Source organism: Streptomyces sp. NPDC005899 (genome assembly GCF_040629645.1).
In the GTDB taxonomy this organism is placed as follows: domain Bacteria; phylum Actinomycetota; class Actinomycetes; order Streptomycetales; family Streptomycetaceae; genus Streptomyces.
On the sequence record NZ_JBEXWB010000046.1, the window covers coordinates 1 to 22,801 of the forward strand.

The 22,801-nt window shown below is 65.7% G+C and carries 14 protein-coding genes and 2 pseudogenes; 6 read left to right on the forward strand and 10 right to left on the reverse strand.

Annotated features, from left to right (window positions below; translation table 11 throughout):
- The coding region (locus tag ABZ371_RS08925) for an IS3 family transposase (RefSeq protein WP_358675577.1) at positions 1–231 on the forward strand (231 nt) is incomplete at its 5' end.
- Between the two features lie 17 nt (positions 232–248).
- On the opposite strand, the gene ABZ371_RS08930 is transcribed toward ABZ371_RS08925, so the two are convergent.
- The 6 genes from ABZ371_RS08930 to ABZ371_RS08955 form a co-directional block, all read right to left on the reverse strand.
- Positions 249–581, reverse strand: a complete 333-nt coding sequence (locus ABZ371_RS08930; RefSeq protein ID WP_358675580.1) for a hypothetical protein — start codon at positions 579–581, stop codon at positions 249–251.
- A gap of 230 nt (positions 582–811) precedes the next feature.
- The gene (locus tag ABZ371_RS08935) at positions 812–1,369 is read right to left on the reverse strand and encodes an XRE family transcriptional regulator (RefSeq protein ID WP_358675583.1); all 558 of its coding nucleotides are present in this window, start codon (positions 1,367–1,369) and stop codon (positions 812–814) included.
- 9 nt (positions 1,370–1,378) lie between these two features.
- Positions 1,379–3,625 carry a helix-turn-helix transcriptional regulator gene (locus ABZ371_RS08940; protein WP_358675585.1) on the reverse strand — a complete coding sequence of 749 codons (2,247 nt, stop codon included), beginning with the start codon at positions 3,623–3,625 and terminating at the stop codon, positions 1,379–1,381.
- Positions 3,626–3,740: 115 nt separating this feature from the next.
- The gene (locus ABZ371_RS08945; protein WP_358675588.1) at positions 3,741–4,862 is read right to left on the reverse strand and encodes a hypothetical protein; all 1,122 of its coding nucleotides are present in this window, start codon (positions 4,860–4,862) and stop codon (positions 3,741–3,743) included.
- Positions 4,863–5,457: 595 nt separating this feature from the next.
- Entirely contained in the window at positions 5,458–8,802 is a 3,345-nt protein-coding gene (locus tag ABZ371_RS08950; RefSeq protein ID WP_358675591.1) for an FG-GAP-like repeat-containing protein, read from the reverse strand.
- Positions 8,803–8,817: 15 nt separating this feature from the next.
- The gene (locus ABZ371_RS08955) at positions 8,818–9,768 is read right to left on the reverse strand and encodes a hypothetical protein (protein ID WP_358675594.1); all 951 of its coding nucleotides are present in this window, start codon (positions 9,766–9,768) and stop codon (positions 8,818–8,820) included.
- An 866-nt stretch (positions 9,769–10,634) separates the two neighbouring features.
- On the opposite strand from ABZ371_RS08955, the gene ABZ371_RS08960 reads away from it, so the two are divergent.
- Positions 10,635–17,039, forward strand: a complete 6,405-nt coding sequence (locus tag ABZ371_RS08960) for a polymorphic toxin-type HINT domain-containing protein (RefSeq protein ID WP_358675597.1) — start codon at positions 10,635–10,637, stop codon at positions 17,037–17,039.
- Positions 17,036–17,545: a hypothetical protein gene (locus ABZ371_RS08965; RefSeq protein ID WP_358675600.1), complete on the forward strand. Its 510-nt coding sequence runs from the start codon at positions 17,036–17,038 to the stop codon at positions 17,543–17,545. Before ABZ371_RS08960 ends, ABZ371_RS08965 begins: the two co-directional genes overlap by 4 nt.
- Before the next feature lie 30 nt (positions 17,546–17,575).
- Here ABZ371_RS08965 and ABZ371_RS08970 read toward each other — a convergent pair whose 3' ends face one another.
- The 3 genes and pseudogenes from ABZ371_RS08970 to ABZ371_RS08980 all read right to left on the reverse strand — a co-directional run.
- Positions 17,576–18,859, reverse strand: a complete 1,284-nt coding sequence (locus ABZ371_RS08970) for a tyrosine-type recombinase/integrase (RefSeq protein ID WP_358675602.1) — start codon at positions 18,857–18,859, stop codon at positions 17,576–17,578.
- Complete coding sequence (locus ABZ371_RS08975; protein WP_358675605.1) at positions 18,859–19,086, reverse strand: helix-turn-helix domain-containing protein; 228 nt, start codon at positions 19,084–19,086, stop codon at positions 18,859–18,861. The genes ABZ371_RS08970 and ABZ371_RS08975 overlap by 1 nt, the downstream gene beginning before the upstream one ends.
- Positions 19,086–19,853 (reverse strand): annotated as a pseudogene (locus ABZ371_RS08980) (replication initiator); the annotation flags it as partial. The gene ABZ371_RS08975 and the pseudogene ABZ371_RS08980, both read right to left, overlap by 1 nt.
- Positions 19,854–19,869: 16 nt before the next feature.
- Between ABZ371_RS08980 and ABZ371_RS08985 the strand changes: the two are divergent.
- The 3 genes from ABZ371_RS08985 (at position 19,870) to ABZ371_RS08995 (ending at position 21,471) form a co-directional block, all read left to right on the forward strand.
- Entirely contained in the window at positions 19,870–20,244 is a 375-nt protein-coding gene (locus ABZ371_RS08985; RefSeq protein ID WP_358675608.1) for a hypothetical protein, read from the forward strand.
- Entirely contained in the window at positions 20,234–20,512 is a 279-nt protein-coding gene (locus tag ABZ371_RS08990) for a hypothetical protein (protein WP_358675611.1), read from the forward strand. Before ABZ371_RS08985 ends, ABZ371_RS08990 begins: the two co-directional genes overlap by 11 nt.
- A gap of 449 nt (positions 20,513–20,961) precedes the next feature.
- Positions 20,962–21,471, forward strand: coding sequence for a DUF5958 family protein (locus ABZ371_RS08995; protein ID WP_358675614.1), 510 nt, complete (start codon positions 20,962–20,964; stop codon positions 21,469–21,471).
- Positions 21,472–21,676: 205 nt separating this feature from the next.
- Here ABZ371_RS08995 and ABZ371_RS09000 read toward each other — a convergent pair.
- A pseudogene (locus ABZ371_RS09000) lies at positions 21,677–22,719 on the reverse strand (tyrosine-type recombinase/integrase); the annotation flags it as partial.
- Positions 22,720–22,801 lie beyond the last annotated feature (82 nt).

Genomic DNA, 22,801 nt, shown 5'->3' on the forward strand with positions numbered 1-22,801 from the left:
GGCCGGGTCGGTGCCGCCGGCGACAACGCGGCCATGGAGAGCTTCTTCGCGCTGCTGCAGAAGAACGTCCTCGACCGCCGTGCCTGGGCCACCCGTCAGGAGCTGCGGATCGCGATCGTCACCTGGATCGAGCGCACCTATCACCGCCGACGGCGTCAGAGACGCCTGGCCCGATTGACCCCCGTCGAGTACGAAGCCATCATGACTCCACCCGCAGCCCTGGCTGCATAAACCCCACTGTCACCCGATCATGCAGCAGTCCCGTACGCCTGGGCCCGGTCTTCCTTGCTGCCCAGACGAGGGATACCCGTGGGGCGGTACCGCCCGATCAGAGCGCTGGCCACGCTGCCTGTGGCCCTGATGCCGGCAGCGGCTACGCCCGACGTTATGAAGGTCATGCCCGGTTCTACCACCTCGTGCGCCGGTCGACGGCTATCGAGCAGCCGGCGATGGAGGCGGGCCACGCCGCGGACCATCAGGTGGATACGGCTGGTGAGTTCGGTGAGTGCCTGCAAGCCGACGTCATCGAGGACGACACCGGCCTCCAGGGTGATGAGCAGATAGAACAGGCCGGGGAGCACAGCGGCCTCCGGAATGCAGCAGGTATTTTCACCCCCTGCTGCTTCCGGGAGCCCACCGGACAGCAGCGGCGCCTCAAGTTGTTGATACGGCTTTCCCGAAGAACAGTGACCGACGACGTGGCGGCGTCGTTGAGTAGGACATCGCGTGCTGAACATCCGCCCCCGTGGATACGCGAGCGAGCCCCGGACCGATGCGGTCCGGGGCTCGCAGGCTGTTCAGGGCGTTCCGCCTACAGGTCGAACTCGAGGTGCTCGATGTCGGTGAACCGGACCTCGTCCAGGCTCCCGGCGCGGCGGCCGCCGTCCTGGAAGTAGACCTCCTTGAGCGCTTCGGCCGCGATCTCCTGGAGGCGGGCGTCACTGGCGCCTTGCTCCTGGGCGTCGAAGAGGCGGGCGGCGTGGACCGGGGGCAGGGCCACGGTCAGGTGCCGGATGCGGTCCTGGTCCGTCGACCCGACCGGTGCGGTGTAGCCCATGCGGGCGCGGGTGTCGATGACGATGCCGCCCGTGGAGGCGGCCTTCGCCTTGGCCTTGGCCCTGATCTGCGGCTGCCACCGGGCCTTCACCTCGCTCTCCAGGCGCGCGGCGAGGGCCGGGCGGGGCTTTTTGATCTGGTTCTTCACGTACCGCTCGACGGTGCGCTGGGAGATGTGCAGCATCTGGGCGACGGCCTTGGTGCCGCCGAGCTGCTTGACCAGGTAGCGCATCTGGGGGCCCGCCTTCTTCGGTGCCGGGCGGGTGAACGCTTTTTGCACCGCCTTGTTCAGGCCGTCCCCGATCAGGCTCATCGTCTTCTTCTACTCTCCGTTGTCGATGTCGGTGACGGTGCCGTCCTTGATGGAGCGGGCGAGGTTGAGGGTCGGGGCGTTGAACTTCTCGCGGACTTCTTCGCCCCACAGGACGGTCTGGGTGCCTTCGTGCTTGACCAGGCCGGGGTTGATGCCGAGCTTGAAGCCGCCGGGGAGCGGCTTGCCGTCCCGGTAGGGCAGGAAGTCCAGCGGGCTCGGTCCGTTCGCGGCGTAGACGACGCAGTCGGACAGGATCGCGATCGGGTACTGACCGGTGAACGCCGCGTGCTTGACGATCTTGCGGTGGAGGTTGATCCGGGTGCGGGAGATGACCGCCGCCCGGATGTCGGGCCGCCACGTCGGGCGCTCCAGGGCCCGCCACCGCTCGCCGGGCCGCCAGCCCTCCCCGCGGGGCCGCTCACGGAGCTTGCCCAGGCCGCCCTTGACGGTCGCCTTGATCGCCGAGACGACGATCGCCAGCTCCGGGTCACGCTCCTTGTAGCCGTCCATCGCGGCGAGGAAGTCGGCCGGGGCGAGGTCGGCGTCGACGCCGAGGTCGGCCATCGTGGCGAGGAAGGCGTCACGAAGTCGGCCGTACCAGCCGTCCAGGTAGCGGCCGCTCTCGTACCGGACCCACGCCTCGATCGGCGCGACGTCGTAGCCGAGCTCCGCCGCGTAGGCGACGGTGGGCGTCGCGTACCAGGCTGGGCCCGTGGGGCGGTCGCCCTTCGGCGTGAACGGCGAGGGGAGCAGAGAGCCGTCCAGCTCCACCCACTCCTTGCCGGCCTTCACCTTCGACAGGTCGACGTGGGACAGGTCGACCAGCCATGAGCCGGGCAGTTTCGGGTCGAACGCGGGGGCCTTGACGTGTGTCGGCTCACCGAGGCCGACGTTCAGCCCGTTCGCGCCGGCGGCGAAGGCCATGTTCACGTCCAGGCCGACCAGGTAGCGCAGGGTGCACTCGGCATCGGTCATCGGCCGCGCCCAGTCGTACGCCTCCTCGAACAGCTTGTCCGCCGGTCCTCGGACGGTGAAGCGCGGCAGGTCCTTGAGCAGCGGGTGGCCGTCGGGGGCCTCGCACGGCGCGCAGTCCACCGGGTTCTTACCCAGCGACCCGGGCGTCTTGGTCTCGGACTGCCGCAGGGCGCCGGTCTCCTCATCGCGCACGGCGTGGGTCGGCGGGTGCAGCGCGGTCATCAGCTCCAGGCCGGTGACGGCGGTGGAGCCGCGCGGCGTCATCACCCTCGACGCGTACACGCCCAGGACGCGGGCGAGCTCCGCCGGCGGAAGCTGCGCGGCGTCGCCCCAGAACCGGGCGTCCAGCGCGTTCCATGACGGGATGCACAGCTGCACGCACTGGCGGTCCGAGCCCTTGGCGGGGCGGTAGATCCGCGCCCACGGCCCGAACCCGCGCTTCGTCAGCTTCCACTCCGCACGGACCAGCTGCTTGATGACCTTGTGGCCCTCCGGGATCCGCCCGGCGTCCTTCTCCTCCGCCGTGAGCGAGACGGGCAGGCCGTAGCGCTCGCACGCGGCCTCGGTGAGCACGATCAGCGGGTGGGCGGGCCGTCCCGGGCCGGACAGCTTCGGCTGACCGAGCTTGGCCTCCTTGAGGGTCCAGTCGACCAGGGACGGCAGGGACTTGGCGGGCACGTCCAGGACCAGGCCGCCGGTGCAGTACGCCAGCACCTTCCCGTCCTCGACGTCGACGACCGCGAGCGGGCCGTTCTCGAACCGAGGGTCGATCTCGCCTGCCGGGATCGCGGCCGGGACCGCCTTCTTCGCGCCGGGGCGGCGCGACGTCGTCGGCCTGGTGGTGGGCGCCGGACGCGACGCGGCCGCCGGAGCAGCGGCAACGGGAGTCGGGGCAGGGGTCTGGGTGTTCTCGGTTTCCGTCATGTCCGAAGCCTGGAAGTCCGGGCCTGTGGACAGAGACCGCGCTTCCGCAGGGGCGGGTACGGCGGTGAACGTGGTCACCACCGCAGCGTCATGGACGGGTGCGGCCGGTTCGGCCGGTGCGGGGTAGAGCTCCGCGAGCTTGTCCAAGAGCCGGGCGTAGGCATCGCGCTCCGGCGGGCGGGGCTCGGTCTTGCCGGCCTCCCAGCCGGACACCGTGGCTCGGCGCACCTTCAGGGTGGTGGCCACTTCGTCGATCGTCAGGCCGTGCGCGGAACGCAGCCGCTTGCGCTCCGCCGGTGGCGGCAGCGTGGCGCGGGACGCGAGCAGCGCGTCGACCGCGTCGAACAACTCGGACATGGAGCACCTCCTGACCAACACTCTATCCCATGAAGCGCACATTGTGCGTACGTTTGGCGTACGAAGTGCGTATGAGCCTCCTCGGGTGAAGCGAAAGCCGAGCGGCTTCGGGGACTTACAGCTGTTGCTGGACCCACCAGAAGCCGAGGCCGACCAGTCCCGCCCCCGTGGCATAGGCGGCGCCGCGGAGTGCGCTAAAGAGCAGGGCATGGCGTCGACGGAGAAGCCAATGCTGTGCCCGGCGAACCCGCCGGATGGGGGCTGAGTTATAGAAGTCAGGTCCGGGTCGGGCGCACGCATGCGCCCGGGGCCGAAGCGTCGACGTGCTTCTCAGCGTAGGGTCGACTGACGCCCACTTCTTGGTCTTCTTCAGGTCGTCGTAGAAGAGGGGGTGGATAAACCCGTCGGCGGGCGCGGTGCAGTCGTCGTTGGCTATCGCCGTCGCGTGCGTCTGCAGGTGTAGCTTTCCGTCACGGACGAGGATGTCGAGCTGCCGGTGGACAACCACCCTGGCGACCTCGAAGCCGTTTGGGTTGATCTGATTGGCTCCGCTCGTCTTCACCAGTGCGTAGACGAAGGTGTAGTCGGCCTGCACCAACAGCTCGCCCGCCGGTGTGACCTCGTACGTCATCGTGCCGTCAGTTTTGGCCATTCCCTCAGACGCCAGCACCTGCACCTCGTCCCTGTCGAACCGCGTGAGGAACTGAAGCGATCCCCGACCGGTGCCCGGATCGGTGAAGGCTGCATCCAGTTCTCTGCGAGCGGGATCACCCGGCGCCAGGAGGTTCAACGCTCCAACTGGCTTGGAGCCGTAGAGGGTCTGGCTGGAGAGGTTCGTCACAATGAGGAAATCGCGAACGGCCCCAAGGCTGGTTGACACCTCCAGGTCAGTCAGACCATCAACAGCTTTTGACTGTGGAAGACGTATCCCGAGGGCTCCGTTCTCCCAGGCAGCGGCAGGTGAGCCCCGGAAGGGGATGTTTGTGGTGGCCGGCCAGGCGTCTGGCCACATCGCCTCGTCCAACATGCGCGGGGCGAATGGCTCGTCAGCAGGCCGCCCACCCATGGCGCCCGCGAGCCAGACACCGAAGCCCCCGAGAAGTAGGATCCCGGCACCGGCACCGAGTAGTGCCTTGCGCCGTCGGGTTACCCGCTCCCGCCGTAGCGTTTCCTCACGGCCTGGAGCGTTCTGCTCTGCCCGCAGGCGGGCTGCGAAATCTGCAGGATCGATCGACATGCTTCCCCTCCCCTTCGCGCCGTCCCCACGGCACGCTGAGGGCAGAGCCTCTCACACGCCGACCTGCCCGAACGGCTCTGCGAGGCGTCGGGGCGACAGGGAGGCACCACTCGGAGGCCAACTCGTAGAACCAGCTCCGCCATGCTCTACCCCATGACGGCAAGCCGGACTCAGCAGCCCGGCAGGGTGCGGACTCGACCCCCGACCTGGAGCAGCCAAATCGGGCGGCGAAAACAGGCCAGCTGAGCCGCCTTCAGAATCCGACCCCAGGCCCGTCGGCGGACGAGCAGCATTACCGTTCAGATACCGCTTTCCCGTTCCGGCAGATCTCGCCAGCGCCCCCCGGTGGGACCCGAAACAGTACATGCAGTAGTTACTTCGCTGACCACACCGATCACCCGACGCCGGGAGATTCTGCTCCAGCAGCGACCGCTCGCAATTCGCCAGTTCTCACATTGGCAGAACCAAGAAACGCCTGGTCAAGAGTCCCACGACCCGCCGGGAAGCACCAAACTCGCCACAAAATTCTCCATGCGCGCAGCAGTGCTCCCGGCAGCGTCGCTGCCGGGAGCACCTTCCAGACCTTTGAAGCAGGTCAGTTGTATGGTTTGAAGAACTTGGTGGACGCATACACCCACTGGGAGGCGGTGTATGTCCAGCTCGCGAGGGCGCCGTTGAACTTATTGTCTGTGGATCTGGAGGTCCAGGTCCATGTTTTTACGGAGTTGTCAGGCTGGTGGTGCATGGCACCGATGTCATCGCGTCCATCGCCGTTGTAGTCACCGATGACCAGTTGGCTGCGCGTGGCGTCCCAATTTCCAGCGTTGCTGGAGAGGGATACGAAGGCCGATCCGAAATGATTGTCCGGCTCGGATTCGGCGATGAAGGTTGAGACTTTGTCGCTGCCGTCGGCGTAGTCGTACCAGATCATTGCGTCGTCGCGTCCGTCGCCGCTGAAGTCTCCGGCGTGGGGGGTGGCGAGGTTCCAGTTGAGCGCGGAGCTGTACCACCATGAGGTCGGGTTTGCGAAGCCTCCTGTGACCGTTGACAGGAAGGTGTGGTTGCGCACGCTGTTGTCGCCTTGGCCGTAGAAGACGCCGATGTCGTCGCGTCCGTCGCCGTTGAAGTCGCCGGTGACGAATTTGCAGCGGTTTCTGAGCCATGTGCCGCTGGGAGCCGACCATGATTCGAAGGGCTTGTTGAAGGCGCCGGTGACGCCGGCCGTGTAGGTGATCAGTTTGCTCGTGCCGTCGGGATAGGCGTACCACACGGCTATGTCGTCGCGGCCGTCGCCGTTGAAGTCACCGGCTTGTGGGGTCATGTAGCTGGTATGCATGGTGCCCTTGGGTACGGACCAGGACGCAAACGGTGTGGCGAATCCTCCGTCGGGCTTGGCGAGCGCCGTCCATAGCTTGATACTGGTGTCGCTGTATCCGTAGAGAGCTGCCATGTCGCCGCGGCCGTCGCCGTTGAAGTCGCCGGTTACGAATTTCATCGATTTCGCTTCCCACGCGCCGGCTGGCGCGGCGAAGGATTTGTAGGGTGATTGGAAGGATCCATCGGTGTTGGCCGTCATTGTGTAGGTAGCGTCGGTACCTGCTGTGAAGTCGTACCAGAGGCCCATGTCGCTGCGTCCGTCGCCGTTGTGGTCGTGCCGTGTGACGGTGCCGCTGGCCCACACCGCTTGGGCCTTGCCGTTGTAGACGACTAGGTTCCCGCGGTCTTGGAGGAGAGCGTGTCCATTCCCGGTCAGTCCTGGTTCGACGTCAGGGTGTGCGGGATCTGCGGTGATGCTTGGGCTCCACAGGACGGTGCTGCCGTCTGCGGAGTAGACGGCGATGTTGCCGTTGGCGAGTACGCGCGCGGTGGCGCCGTTGTTGCCTGAGGTGCCGCTGGTCCAGAGAGGCTGGTTTGCGTTGGAGGTGATGACGAGGTTGCCGTCGGCCTGCATGGTGAGCTTGGCGGTGTTGGAAGTCAGTGCCTGGCCACTGGCAAGGGTGGTGCCGGCAGGTATCTGCCTGCCGCCGTTGGCTCCGTCGATTGGGAAGTAGCTGCCGATGCCTGTGTAGTCGCTGCCTGTCTTGCGGCCGGGCCATCCAAGGAGAGTGTTGTCCTTCTTGCGGGCCCATAGGTCGACGATGCCGTCGCCGTCGTTGGTGCCGTCTGCGTCGCTATCGCCGTCGAGGTCTCCTGAGGTGCCGATGGTGGGGTAGAGGCTTTTCGGTGCGGTGCCGGTTGCGATCTTGACCCGGCTGGCGGCATTGCCCCAGGTTGCCGGGTCGAGGGCCCCGGTGAGGTCTGCCTTGCCGTAGGAGCGGTAGAGGTCGCCTGATGCGTCGTCGCGCAGGATGAGGTCGGGGAGTCGGTCACCGTTGAGGTCGCCAGGGGCGATCACGGTGTACTTGTCCCAATCCGCCTCTCCGACGAGGATTGGGTGGGGGCGGACCCTGTCCAGTTTGGATTCGCGACTGCCGTAGTAGATCCACAGATTCTTGCCCTGCTTGACCAGGATGTCAGTGTGCGTGTCTCCGTTGAGGTCGCCGCCTGTGGTGACCTGTTCGGCGTTGTACCAGTGGTCGTCACCGGTCCAGTCCTCGGCACCTTTGCATCGGCCGCTGGGGCGTGGCACAGGACAGCTGACTGTGAGGGTGAGGTAGTTGTCGCCGTCGACGATCCCTTGGCCGTTGTTGAAGTAGACCCTCAGTCTGTTCTTGTTGTCGTTTTCGTTGTATTCAAGGGAGATGAGGTCGTTGTAGCCGTCCTGGCCCCAGTCGCCGTTGAAGGCCACTTGCTGGCTGAGGAAGGTGCCGCCGCCATTGGTTGCTGAGGAGAATTCCCGGTTTCCTCGGCCCGCATAGGTGAGGAGGGTTCCGTTGGTATCAGTGTTCCAAATGTCCTTGAAGCCATCGCCGTTGAGGTCGCCGGGCTTGTCCCGTTCCTGGGCGCGGGTTGCGTAGTACAGGTAGGTAGCGGTGTCGGATCGGTTGCCTGCCGCGTCGACGCTGTAGGCGTAGATCAGATGCGGCCCGTAAGAGGGTGGAACGATGAGGGCGGATGCCCCACTCGCCTTGGTCTGGTGCACGTCCGGATCGGAGTCGGTCCACCAGTAGTAGGACTCGACGTCCTGGACACCGTTACTGGCGAAGACGAAGGTCCCCTGGGAGCGCGCAGGGCCGGTCTGAGCTGGCCATCCCTCGTCACCACTGGGGTATACGTTTCCCTGGGAAGTGATGGTTGGGGGCTTGCTTGGGCGGGTGCGGTCCAGGCTGAACTTGCAGGTGGCGCTCCACGCCGAGTAGAGATCGTCGGGGTCCTTGGCGCGTACTCTCCAGGTGTAGGCGCCGGTGGGTGTGCTGGCGGAGGGGAGTATGACTGTGGCGACGCGTCCTTTGAGTGCGGGGATGGTGGTGTCGACGACGGGTGCGGTCGTGCCGGTTTTGAAGGCCTGGAACTGTGCGGTGAGGTTGCCACCGTCGGGGTCGTCGATCTTGGCGTGCAGGCTGACCGTGGTGTTGCCGATGGCGCCTCCGGCGGTGCAGCTGCTGCGGGGGTTCGTGCCGAGACCACTGGGCGTTTTGGGCGGCTTGTTGTACTTGATCTCCAGGGTGGCGGTCTTCGGGTCGAACCGCTTCCAGCCGCGGGTTTCGCCTTCGTCGCCGGCGTAGAGGCCGAGGGTGACACTCGCGTCGTTACCGGCGGCGGCCGTGCGGACCGCACTGGTGGCGTTGAATTCCAGGTTCCCCGCGGGACAGTCGGGACCCCAGCCCTTGGAGTCGTTGACGACGTCCAGCGCTGAGCCGATCTTGCCGGGCTGGTTGTTCCAGTTCGTCTTCCTGGAGATGTCGCCGACCTGGAACAGTTCGACGGGCTGAGACGAGCAGGACCAGGACCAGGTGTTGCGGATGCGGAAGGTAGCGCTCTTGATCTGTGCCCCGGTCACGTCACTGGTGTCGAGCTAGAAGAAGGAGCGGGAGATCCGGTCCGAACCGCCGGTCTCCTCCTCATAGCCGACGCGCACGTCACCCTTGGCATCCCAATAGGAGTTCTTCGGGTATGCCTTGTAGACGCGAGTCCAGTGCTGCCACTCGCCCCAGGCCCAACTCGGGTCGATAAACACCGGATACGTGGTCTCAGCACCCGTCAACAGGGCCTGGTCCGGAGTGATGGTCAAGGTGTCACTGCTGACGGAGGTGTCCATCTGCGCGTCTTCCGCGCCGACCCCGGGCTCGAATGCATCTCCTGGTGCTGGCTCGGATGCGGCTGCTGCAAACTTCTGCATGGCAGGAGCAGGAAGCTGTCCGGCTAGGGTGCTCGAGTCCCACATCAGAGGCGCGGGACTGGTGAACACGGTCTGCCCGGCCGGGTCGGTGGCCACCAGGGTCCCGGTGTCCACGTCCTCGGCCACCTTCAGCCCAACAGTACTCATCGCGAACTGCAGCTTGGCCAGTTCGGGGTTCTGGGCCGCTGCGGCCGTCTTGACGACCAGCAGTTGGGAGAACCCCTCCACCTCAGCTTTCAGTTGCAGATCTACTCCGGGGAGAATCTCGGAGTAGGTAGCGATGTTCGAGCTCAGTGTGGGCTTCGGCAGTGTCTTCGGCCAGGCGAGTGACAGCGTGCGGCCGTCCTTCACACCCGACAGCATGGCACCGCTGCCGCCCCCTGAGAACTTCACTGCGACGGAGGACGCCTTGGGCACGACGGAACCGTCGGCAGTGAACTGCAGTGTCGGGTCGGCTGCCACCCACGCACCGTCACGCCACAACCGCACAGCCGTCCCGTGCCGCTTCACCGAGAACGAACCGTCAGGCAGCGCCCAGGTGTCACTCGCCTCCGTACGCGCCGACAACAACTCCACAGGCTGCCCCGAGGACTGAGCGTCCTGAAGAGCCTTGTCCTCTTCACTCATGGACCCATCAGCCACAGGATCAGCCGACACCGCAGCCACTCCCCCGGCAGCCTGGGCAACAACGGGAGACATCCCGGATACAAGGATCCCTCCGGCGGCGACGACGCACAGCAACCGGGATGCCCACCCCCCTGGCGAAGCCCCACCCCAATGCGATACGGACACAATCCCACTCCCCTTTATCAGCGTCCAGATTCCGCCCAGACTCTATAGGCGGAGCCCTCCCCATTTCGCCGGGGAAGCCATGCAAACCAGGCACATAATTACTCGCAGAAGTGTGAATACGGGGTGAATATGGACAGTGCAGATCTCGCCAAAGACGCACTGATACCAGACTGACCTGGCACTTTGGCTGCCACCTTGTGGTCACAAGTACTCCATAGCCTCTAACCGAACATTCAGCACATCCAGCACATTCACTGGGCATCCAAGTGATTGCGTATTCCGCCTACGAGTAGCTCCTGATATTGTTCGGCGATATTTTCTCAGGTTGCGCGAGGGGTGGGGGCGTGAGCCGAATCGGCACGCGTGGATGGTCGGGGGCGTTGGCTCTCGCAGTGGTCGTCGGGCTGCTGCCGGCAGGTGCTGTGGCAGCAGCAACGGTGGCCGAGGGAGCAGAACTTCCGAAACTGAAACAGCCACCGGCTGTGTCGGTGAAGGAAATGGCTCCTGGGGGGACCAAGCCCCGCGGCAAGCGGGCGGCAGCCAAGTGGAAGGCGCCGAAGGTCACATGGCCCGCCTCAGGCAGTGCCACGGTCGACCTGAAGCCTGGCATCTCCAGTACGCCAAAGCGCGCTGGTGCGCTGCCGGTCACTCTTCGTCCCGCACCGTCCAAGACACGCAAGGCGGTGCAGGGCTCCGCCAAGGTGAAAGTCACTGTCCTGGACAAGAGCGCGGCGCGCAAGGCGGGTGTGGACGGCATCCTGCTGACCGTCGGCGCCGCTGATACGGCTTCGGCTGTTGGTACGGCGCAGGTGCAGGTCGCCTACGGAAGCTTCCGCGGAGCCTACGGCGGCGACTGGGCCGCCCGACTGCGCCTGGCCCGGCTGCCCGCCTGCGCACTGACGACACCGGACAATCCCGTCTGCCGGGTCAGTACACCGCTGGCAACGACGAATGCCACCGAAGCGGGCACTCTTTCCGCGACCGTGTCCATGCCTGGAACCGCTAAGACCTCCTCCGGCGTTGCCCGCTCGGCTCCGGCCACCGTGCTGGCGGTCGCAGCGGATGACTCGGGGCCGACGGGCAACTACAAGGCGACCACGCTGCAGTCGTCCGGCTCATGGAGTGCCGGCGGATCGACCGGCGCGTTCAACTGGTCCTACCCCATCGGCGTCCCCGCTGTCCCCACCGGCCTCCAGCCCAGCGTCTCGCTGGACTACAACTCTCAGTCGGTGGACGGCCGTACCGCGGCTACGAACAGCCAGCCGAGTTGGGTCGGTGACGGCTGGAACTGGGAGCCCGGCTACATCGAACGCCGCTACAAGCCGTGCAACGACGACAAGGACGGCGGGACCAACACCACGAAGGTCGGCGACCTGTGCTGGTTCACCAACAACGCCACCATGTCGCTCGGCGGGAAGAGCACCGAGCTGGTCTACGACAAGGCGGAGGGCTGGCACCCGGCAACTGACTCGGGTGAGAAGGTCGAAAAGCTCACCGGCGCTTCCAACCCGGACAAGGGCACGGCCGGCGTGGACGGTGTGGGTGAGCACTGGAAGGTCACGACGGCGGACGGCACCCAGTACTTCTTCGGGCTCAACAAGCTCCCCGGCTGGCGCGACAACGGCACGGCTGCTGACGACCCGGTCACCAACTCGGTCCTGACGGCCCCGGTCTTCGGGAACCAGAGCGGCGAACCGTGCTACAACGCGTCCTTCGCATCCGCCTGGTGCCAGCAGGCCTGGCGGTGGCAGCTCGACTACGTCGTCGACCCCCGCGACAACGCGATGGCGTACTACTGGAAGACAGAGGCCAACAACTACGGCCGCAACGTCTCCGAGACGACCGGCAAAGCCACGGTCACCCCGTACGACCGCGGCGGTTACCTCGACCACATCGACTACGGTCTGCGATCCGGCAGTGCCTACACGGCCAAGGCCATGGGCCAGGTCAAGTTCGACGTCGCCGAACGCTGCCTCACCGACTGCGGCACCTTCGACGAGACAAACGCCAAGAAGTGGCCGGACGTCCCCTTTGACCAGTACTGCAAGGACGCGGCAACCGAGTGCAAGAGCCAGTACTCGCCGACCTTCTGGTCCCGCAAACGCCTGACCGGCATCACCACCAAGATCCTCACCGGCGGGGCCTACAAGGACGTCGACACGTGGGCACTCAAGCAAGCCTTCCCGCCCTCGGGTGACGGGGTCTCCACCCCGATGTGGCTGGACTCCATCACCCGTACCGGCAAAGCCGGCGGTTCCGCACCGCTGCCTGCCGTGACGTTCAGCAGCGTCCAGAAGCCCAACCGCGTCGACAAACTCGGGGACGGACTCGCCCCGTTCATCCGTCTGCGCATGTCCCAGATCACCACGGAAACCGGCGGAACGATCGGGATCGACTACCTCGATCCGGATTGCACCACAAGCAGTCTGCCGCCCACCGACGCCTCGAACACCACCCGCTGCTACCCGGTCAAGTGGGCCTACGAAGGCGAGACCGCCAAACTGGACTGGTTCAACTCCTACGCCGTAAAACGCGTCACCGAAGGCGACAACCTCGTCGAGTCCCCCGACACCGTCACCGAGTACGCCTACCTCGGCGGTGCCGACTGGGCCAAGAGCACCGACGAGTTCACCAAGGCCGACGACCGCACCTACTCCGTCGCGCGCGGATTCCACCATGTGCAGGTACGCAAGGGCGCGGGACTCGACCCGAAGACTCTGAGCGAGTCACGGTACTTCCGGGGCATCGATGGCGCCGACGTCAAGGACTCCACCGGGGCCTCGGTCACCGACCGGGAACAGTTCGCCGGCATGTTGCGAGAAACCGCAACATACAACGGCGACGGCGGAACCCTGGTCAGCGCCACCTCCTACACCCCCTGGCGATCCAGCAGCACCGCCGTCCGCACCCGCAGCGGCCTGCCGGACCTCGAGGCCTACCTCACCGGCACCCAAGCGGAAGAAACACGCACGACGGTCACCGGCGGTGTCCGCACCACCAAGGTCACCCGCCACTTCGACGCGTACGGCAAGGTCGACTGGACCAGCTCACTCGGTGACGTCGCAAGGGAAGGTGACGAGCAGTGCGTCACCACTACGTTCGCCCGCAACACGGCGAAATGGATGCTGGAGAACGTCTCCCGAGCGGAGACCGTCGCGGTGGCCTGCGGCGCGCCGGTGACGCGCCCCGACGACATCATCGATGACGTCCGCACCCACTACGACGGTGGAGCCTTCGGAGCAGCTCCGACGCGAGGGCTGATCACCAAGGTCGAGCGCATCAATGGGTCGGGGGTCGGCTACAGCACCAGCGGCTCCACCCCCAGCACGTGTGGCACCGCCAAGAATGAACTCTGCTACGACATCTACGGCCGTGCCCTCGCGGCCGCTGACGCCAACAACAAGATCACAAGGACGGCGTACAGCCCCGCCACCGGCGAGGCCCCGACGAGCATCGTCGCCACCAATCCGCTGGGCCACTCCGAGACCACCAGCCTCGACCCGCTGCGCGGGCAGCCCGTCACGGTCAAGGACGCCAACGACAAGGTGACCACGACCGCGTACGACGCCCTCGGGCGGCTGACCAAGGTCTGGATCCCCACCCGCTCCGCGCAGACCTACCCGAACGCGCCGAGCTACACCTTCGACTACCTCGTGCGAAACGACGGCCCGCTCGTCGTCACCACGAAAACGCTGGACCACAACTCCGAATACCGCACCGGATACGCCTTCTACGACGGCATGCTGCGGCCCCGCCAGACCCAGGAGACCTCCCCGGACAAGGCCGGTCGCCTCGTCACCGAGACCTTCTACAACACCCGAGGCGAAGCGGTGCGAAGCTCCGGACGGTACTTCGCCACCAGTGCCGCGGAACCGGTGCTGGTCACTGGCCAGGAAACCAAGTACCCCGCCTCCACGGAGACGGTGTTCGACGGAGCCGGCCGGCCCACCACGGTGATCGCCAAGAAATTCGGTGACGAAACCAAGCGGACCACCAGCACCTACACGGGTGACACCACCACAGTGATCCCCCCGAAGGGCGGAACCGCGACGACGACCGCTGTCGACGCTCTGGGGCGCACCACCGAGCTCAAGCAGTACACCAACGCGGCACGCACGTCCTCGCAGTCCCTCACCTACGAGTACAACCAGCACGGGCGCCTCAAGAAGGTGACCGACCCCTCCGGAGCCGAGTGGACCTACACCTACGACACCCGGGGTCGGCAGATCGCCACCGATGACCCCGACAGGGGCCGGACCATCACGGCCTTCGACGTCAGCGACCGGCCCACCGACGTCACCGACGCCCGCGGAATCACCCTCCACACCGACTACGACGCCCTGAACCGCAAGGCGGCCCTCAAGAAGGGCAGCACCACACTCGCCTCCTGGACCTACGACACCGTGGCCAAGGGCCTGCCCTCCTCCGCCACCCGCTACAACGGCGCCGACGCGTACGTCAACGAGATCACCGAGTACAACGACCTCGGCCAGCCCGTCGGAACCGCCGTCACCATCCCCGACAGCGAAGGCGCCCTCGCAGGCACCTACGAGTGGTTCAACTTCTACGACGACAACACCGGCCTCCTCATGGAGACCGAGCACCCCGAGATCGGCGGGGTGCCGGCCGAGTCGGTGTCCAACACCTATAACACCGGCGGGCTCCTCGACTGGGTCTACGCGGGCGACGACCCCCTCATCGCTGACAGCACCTACGACCACTACGGGCGGGTCATCCGCCAGGAGCACGGCGAGTTCGGCCGACAGCTCGTCGCCACCAACGTGTTCGACGACCACACCGGGAACCTCACCCACAGCTACACCGACCGCGAGGTCGCACCCCAACGTGTCGAAGACACCAGCTACACCTACGACCCGGCCAACAACCTCCTGGCCATCGCCACCGCATACGGCCAGGACGCAACCCGCACTACCGACACCCAGTGCTTCACCCTCGACGCCCTACGACGCGTCACCGAAGCCTGGACCAACACCGGCACCCAGTGCGCCGCAGCACCCGCAACATCCGTCGTGGGAGGCCAGGACGCCTACTGGACCAGCTACACCTACGACGCCGTCGGCAACCGCAAGACCGAGACCCAGCACAAAACCGCATCCGGGCCGGCCGCCGACACCATTCGCACGTACACCGCCCCCGCAGCCGGCACGCACCAGCTTCCCGCCGTCACCCAGACCGGCACCGGGGCCCGCACCGAGATCTACACCTACGACGAAGCGGGCAACACCAAGGGCCGCAAGTTCGGCAACGACTCCACCGAGGTACTGGCCTGGGACGACGAGAACCACCTGAAATCCCTCACCAAGGTCACCGACACCACCAGCTACCTCTACGACGCCGACGGCCAACGACTGACACGCAAAGACACCACCGGCACCACCCTCTACCTCCCCGGAGGAAACGAACTCCACCTCGACAAATCAGGCAAGGTCACCGGCACCCGCTACTACAGCCCCACCGGCGAAACCCTCGCCATGCGGACCGGAAACAAACTCACCTTCACCCTCACCGACCACCACAACACCACCACCACCCAGATCACCGCCGACGCCGCACAAACAGTCACCCGCCGCAAGACCACCATCTTCGGCGCACCCCGCGGCACCCAGCCCACCAACTGGATCGGTGACAAAGCATTCGTCGGCGGCACCAACGACCAAGACACCGGCCTCACCCACCTCGGGGCACGCGAATACGACCCCCGGACCGGCCAGTTCATCAGCGTCGACCCCCTCATGGACCTGACTGACTCCCAGCAGATCCACGGATACACCTACGCCAACAACAACCCCACCACCCTCACCGACCCCACAGGCACCCGCCCCGACGGCGCATGCGGCGGCTCAAGCAGCCAATGCAACGGCAAAACAGAAACATTCACCAAAACCGCAAACGGAGGCTGGGAGTGGGACGGCGGTGATCCCGTAGACACCACTCCGACCGCCAACGACATAGCCTCGTGGAGCAACCTTGAGAACTCAGCGCTATCCGACATCAGGCATCAGGTACACAAAAAGTTCGGCGGCAAATCTGACGTAACCAGATGGATGGAAGCCTTCTGGGCCAGATACGTCGAAAGGCCCAGCCAATACTATTCACAGGAATCAAACGCAATCACCGCCTATGGCGATGCTATGGCCGTTTGCAACGACCTCGGATGCTCGGATGACCTCAGAAATTACTTCTGGGACTCCATGCTGACCGGCGTAGCCACGGAATACGGCATATCTGACGGCGGCGGCATGGGCGGAGCCCCAGGCATTGCCAGATCCATGAAGTCCGGAAAGGCGACAAGTGGGCGCCCCTCTAGCGGATCTTCCTACTGCAAGTGCTTCCTAGCCGGCACCGAGGTACTCCTGGCGGACGGCACCACAAAAAATATTGAGGATGTGAACGTCGGAGACGAAGTTCACACCACCGACCCGGAAACCGGCAAGTCAGCCAAGCGAAAAGTCACCCGACTCATCGTCACCGAGGACGACAAACACTTCAACGAACTAACGCTCTCCACCCCCGACGGCGAAACAAGACTGACCGCCACCCATGAACACCCTTTCTGGTCACCCAGCAAAAAACGATGGATCACCGCCAGCAACCTCACACCCGGCGAAACGCTACTCACCGACGAGCACACCACCGTCACCATCAAGGAAAATAGTCCCTACTCCCAGCAGGCCCGCACCTACAACCTGACGGTGGAAGACTTCCACACGTACTATGTGCTGGCGGGGCAGACTCCGGTTCTGGTTCACAATTCCGGAGGGGCGTGCAAGGAAGTAACCCTGCCTAGCTTCGACAGCTTCGAACAAGCCCGCAACAAAGCGCTTGATCTGTTGGGTGAGGTTGATCCAGCTACTCGGCAGCCGTACATCGGACGTCTCGAATCTGCGCCGACGACCTACGGCAAGGTAGTGGGATTCACTACTCGGGTTAACGGTGAATTCAAGAGGTTTAGGATGGATTACGATCCAGTGAAGGGCCCCCATATCAACGTGGAAGTCGGCAAGGGGGACTCGGCGCGTAAGTGGGCAGTGCCATGGAATGGAACGGAAGACGATTTCGCGAGAATGCTTGGCGGTAATTCGTGACGCTCGACGACGTGTACGGAACCAGGCCGGACCTCCTGCCCAAATCTATGGTTCGAGTGGTTCGTGCAGATCAGCAGGGTGGCCGACGGCTGACTTGGGTTGGCCGGCCGGGTGTGCAGCTGCTGAACCTGGATCAGCATCTCCAGTACGAGCGCGAAAGCCTCAGTCATTACCCGCGCAGCTCTGACGGTGCGATCGCGTGGGGCGCGGTGGCTGATGGTTTGGTGCTCAGCTCGATGGAGTCGGATTCCATCGAGCTGAGCACCGTAATCCAACAGTTCGCCCCGAGGGCTGACAGCCTAATTTTTTTCTGGGAGAGCTTGGCGGTTCCGAGTGTAGAGATGGGGCTTGAATTCTCCATCTCTCACCTGCTGGATATTGCAGAATCCGTACCGGAATTCTGGGTCTATTCCCCAGGTGACCGCATTGTGGTGGAGAGTTCGTTCTCTGGCGTAGTGACTGTGGCCCATATTCCTGTGGAAGCAGATGGCCAGAGTCCTGCGTAACGCCGTTTGACGGCAACGCTGACGGCAACGTCAGCGGACGACCACCGCTGAGGGCGGCGGCTCTTCGGAGTCGTCGCCCTCAGCCAGTGCCTCGCTCAGGGTGTCGATGGCCTGGCGCTGGAGGCGGAGTCGGACGTGGGCATAGACGCCGGCGGTGACGCCGATGTGGGCGTGGCCGAGGAGTTCCTTGATGACGACGAGGTCGACGCCCTGTTCCAGGAGCAGGGTGGCGGTCGAGTGACGGAGATCATGGAAGCGGATCGTCCGGAGTCCGACGCTATGGAGAAGGCGACGGAAGCGGCGGGTGAGGTTGCCGGGGTCGAGTGGCCTGCCCTTCGAGGTGGTGAAGACGAGCCCGTTGTCCGTCCAGCCCGTTCCGGCTACCTGACGCTCTTCCTGCTGCCGTTCCTGGTGGATCTTGAGGGAGCTGATGCATTCGGTGGGGAGGGCGATGCGGCGTTCGGAGGCGAGGGTCTTGGTGTTCAGGACAGTCAGACCCTGGCTGCGGGTGCGCTGGAGGGAACGGTGGATGGTGGCGGTTCCGCCGTCCAGGTCGAGGTCTTCCCAGTGGAGGCCGAGGAGTTCGCCCTTGCGGAGTCCGGTGCGCAGGGCGAGTTCGTACAGCGCGTGCAGACGATCATCGGCGGCCGACTGGAGGAACTGCCGGGCTTCGGTGGCGGTGAGGGGCTGGAAGCGTCTGGGGCGGGGCGTGGTGGTCTTGACGTTGCGGGCGACGTTGCGCGGCAGTTCGTCCTCGCGGACGGCGTGTTCCAGGGCGGCCTTGAGGACCGCGTGGACGTACGTCACGGTCAGCGGGGACAGCCGCTTGTCGCAGCACTGGCCGATGGCGCAGCAGGACCGCCGAACAACGTCTCGTTCCTGGGCGCAGCACTGGCAGGTGGTGCGGAGTCCGTCGAGGAAGGTGCGGACGTCGCGGGTGGTGAGTCGGGCGAGCTTCTTGGTGCCGAGGCCGGGGTTGAGGTGGAGGCGGATGGCGGCGGCGTATCGGGTGTGGGTGTTCTCCCGCAGATGGTGTACGGCGACGCCGTCCAGCCAGTACGTGAGGTAGGCGCTCACGGTGCTGTCGGCCGCTGCGACGGGGAGGCCGCGGTTGCTGGCCGCGATCTTCTCGGTGAGCTTGGTCATCGCGTTTTTGCGGGTGGTGCCGTAGACGCGGACGCGCTTGCGGGTGTTGCCGGGGGCGAGGACATATCCGGCGGCTTCCCAGCGTCCGTCCTTGCGCTGGTAGACGGTTCCGTCGCCGTTCGCACGGGCACGGGATCGGCGGGATGAGGCGGGGCGAGGTGTGGTCATCAGGCGGCGGCTTCCTGTTCGAGGCGGGTGCGGATGAAGTCGGTGAGGGCGTGGGCGGGGATGCGGCGGGCGCGGCCGAGGGTGATCGAGGCGAGCTGGCCGGAGCGGAGCAGGTCGTAGACGGCGGAGCGGCCGAGCTGGAGGCGGGCCATCACCTGGGGCACTGTGAGCAGATCCAGCACCGGGACCGCTTCCGGGTGGAGGCCCGCGAGCGGAGGCGAGGCCATCAGCAGCCCCCTTCGGCCGTGAACTGCCGTTCCAGTTCCCTGCGGTGCCATACAGCGGCGGCGAGGAGGTTCGCGCCGGGGCTGTAGCCCGCGCCGTTGTAGTCCCAGTGGCCGATGACGAGAGTGGTCGTCGGGTCCGGCTCGGGCAGGCCGGCGCGGGCGCGGGTCTGTTCGGTGCGCCAGGTGCGGCGGGCATCGCGCAGCGCGCCGAGGGTGGTCGAGTAGGAGCGGGATTTGGTGGAGAAATGGCCGCGGAAGCCGAGCATGTGCGCCCACTTCCAGAGCTTGAGTTCGGCGAACTCCGGCAGGCGGCCCAGCTCCCAGCAGGTGCGGATCATCTGCCGCACGTGCCGGGCGACGGCGAGCCGGGGCAACGGCCGGGCCTGCCCGGTGCCGTCGCACGCGCTGCACGGGAGCGCGGTCCCGTGGGGCAGGAGAGTTGCGCCGCGTCCCTGGCAGGGGCGGCAGAACAGGGAGCGGTCCAGGGTGCCGGAGGCGTCGGCGGACTTGGTGGCGTACTTCGCCACGTAGGCGGACACGGCCTGATCGCTGAATTCGGCGTCGGTGCCGAAGGCAGCGATCTCGCGCACGTCGAGCTGCTGGCCCCAGCCAAGTTCGCGTTCCCCGACCGCGTCGGAGTCGACGGAGATCCGGGCGCGCGGCGCGGCAGCGCGGATGGCGTCGGTGAGCACAGCGACGGTGGCATACGGGGGCGGGGGCTGGGTGCTGCCGTCGGGGCCGTCGAGGCGGATCACGGCGTGGAAGTGGGCCCGGGGGTAGACGATGAACCAGCCCAGGAGCGACGCGGACCGTATGCGCCGCCGGGATCTCCACGACGCGGCAGCAGGACTGACCGGCCCGCGCCTGCTGCCGTGGAGTACCCCCGACGGAAAGCCCTGCTACCTCAGCACCGACGGCCGCGGTTACCTCTCCACCCTCGCCGACAACATCGAGTCGGTGCAGCTCGGCATGGGCAAGGAGCTGCTGGAGTACGCCCGAGATACCACGGTCCCCGGCGCGAAGATCCTCTCGGCCACCGAATACCGCTGGCTGGCCTGCCGCCTGACCGAGGCCCTGGCCGACGCACTCCGGGTCGCTGACTCGCGCGGGCGACGTCTCCCGGATGCGGAGGAGGAAGAGGCCGGCGGTGAGGTCTGATCCCGCGAGCAGCGACGCACCGGCCCGGGGGCGCTACCGATTTCGCGAGTACCGCGTGACCACCGCCCCCGATTCGCTGGCCCTGCCGGTCTTCGCGGCGGTCTGCATCACCGGCGAGGAACACGACTGCGGTGCCACCTCCGGCACCTTCCACGAACCGGACGAGCTGACCCGCTGGATCGCCGGGCACTGCGCTGCCACCGGCCACGAGCTGTACGAGCAGACCACCCACACCGTTCTTTGCGCCGAACCCCGCGCATGGCAGTAAAGTCCCTTGCGCCAACGACTCCGCGCCACCGGCAGATCGACCGCCCGGCCCGAACCGCCTGACGGCAGTAGCGACGGCAACACCCACGGATTTCCCCGCACAATCACGAACACCAGCGGAACCCGAAACCGCCGCTGATCTGCGAATACGCAGATAGAGAGGGGTCGCGTAGCACACGTACTATGTGCTGGCGGGTGAGACTCCGGTCCTCGTGCACAATTCGAACGGCCTGTGTGGGCCAGGGTTCAGAACTGCATCACAAGCCGGGATCAGCCCGAACGATGCGCGGCGTATTCAAAATGCTGCCGATAAGGCCGGGCAGCCGGTCATTGTAGTTGGAAGCCGCGCGAACGGAAGCGCTAACTCGGCATCGGATTGGGATTACATTTTGTCTGGCTCGTCGAGGTCTCGGCATAGTCAGCAGAGCTCCCTGCCAAGGGGGACCGGGGATGGCGAAGGAAGTGGCCGAGGGCGCGACTTCTGGCAGAACTACAATCCAAGTCGGCCAGACTATGCAGAATTGGACCCGAGTAAGCCCTATGTCATATTCGAGCCCCGGAGCCGGTGATCAATTGAAAGCGTCGGAGCGAATCATCAACGAGGTTGCCCAGGGTCTCCTTGACTTGGAGCAGGGGGTGAGCTGGTTCTCTTCCCTGGAGCAGGTCGAGCAAAAGGCGGTGCTGCATGAAGTGGTTCGCCACTCCATGCAGGCCCACGCAACGGCGGAGGACGGCCGAGAGGGCGTTTTGCGATCCGGAGTGAAGCCGACAGCAAATCCCGCTGTTCTGATCGTCAGGGAACCGCCACTCCAGCAAATGGGAAAGATCATTAACCTTCCTCAAGCTGAGTACGTGAAGGCATTCCGCGTCCTCCTTTCCACTTTCGTCGTGGCGGATACGCGGCGGAGAGAGCTGGAGTGTCGAGGAAGTTGCAGCCACGCTTGGCATAACTTGACATAGGAGTGATCGGCGGGCCTTGCGGCCTCTCGATAGCGCCATCAAGTACCGGTCACTACGACTACCTGAATTCGGGTCGGCGTACAAAATGGGAGCCCCCACCAGGCAAGTACTTGGTGGGGGCTCCCGGTCGTTTGACGGCAACGGTGACGGCAACGTCAGCGGACGCTTGCCGCGGAGGGCGGTCTTCTCGGTCGTCGTTGCCCGTGCCGAGTACGTCGTTGAGGGTGTCGATGGCTTGGCGTTGGAGGCGGAGTCGGAGTCGGACGTGGGCGTAGACGCCGGCGGTGACGCCGATGTGGGCGTGGCTGAGGAGTTCCTTGATGACGACGAGATCGACGCCCTGTTCCAGGAGCAGGGTCGCGGTCGAGTGTCGGAGGTCGTGGAAGCGGATGCGGCGGAGGCCGGCCCGGTTGAGGAGTCGACCGAAGCGGCGGGTGAGGTTGGCGGGGTCGAGAGGGCCGCCGGTCGGTGTGGTGAAGACGAGCCCGCTGTCTGACCAGGCAGTGCCAGCGACTCGACGCTCCTCCTGCTGGCGTTCCTGGTGGGTCTTAAGGGAGCTGATGCACTCGGTAGGGAGGGCGATGCGGCGCTCGGAGGCCAGGGTCTTGGTGTTCAGGACGGTCAGACCCTGGCTGCGGGTGCGCTGGAGGGAACGGTGGATGGTCGCGGTGCCGCCGTCGAGGTCGAGGTCTTCCCAGCGGAGGCCGAGGAGTTCGCCCTTGCGGAGTCCGGTGCGCAGGGCGAGTTCGTACAGGGCGTGCAGACGATCATCGGAGGCCGACTGGAGGAACTGTCGGGCTTCGGCGGCGGTGAGGGGCTGGAAGCGTCTGGGGCGGGGCGTGGTCGTCTTGACGTTGCGGGCGACGTTGCGCGGCAGCTCGTCCTCGCGGACAGCGTGTTCCAGGGCGGACTTGAGGACCGCGTGGACGTACGTCACGGTCAGTGGAGACAGCCGCTTCTCACAGCACTGACCGATGGCGCAGCAGGACCGCCGAACAGCGTCTCGTTCCTGGGCGCAGCACTGGCATGTGGTGCGGAGGCCGTCGAGGAAGGTGCGGACGTCGCGGGTGGTGAGCCGGGCGAGCTTCTTGGCGCGAGGCCGGGGTTGAGGTGGAGGCGGATGGCGGCGGCGTAGCGGGTGTGGGTGTTCTCCCGGAGGTGGTGAACGGCGACGCCGTCCAGCCAGTACGCGAGGTAGGCGCTCACGGTGCTGTCGGCCCTCGCGACGGGGAGGCCGCGGTTGCTAGCTGTATTGATCACGAGCGTTGTTGACACGGGGGTCTTGATCAAAGGCGAAGACCTCCGGTGTGGTGGAGCTGTCTAAGGGATT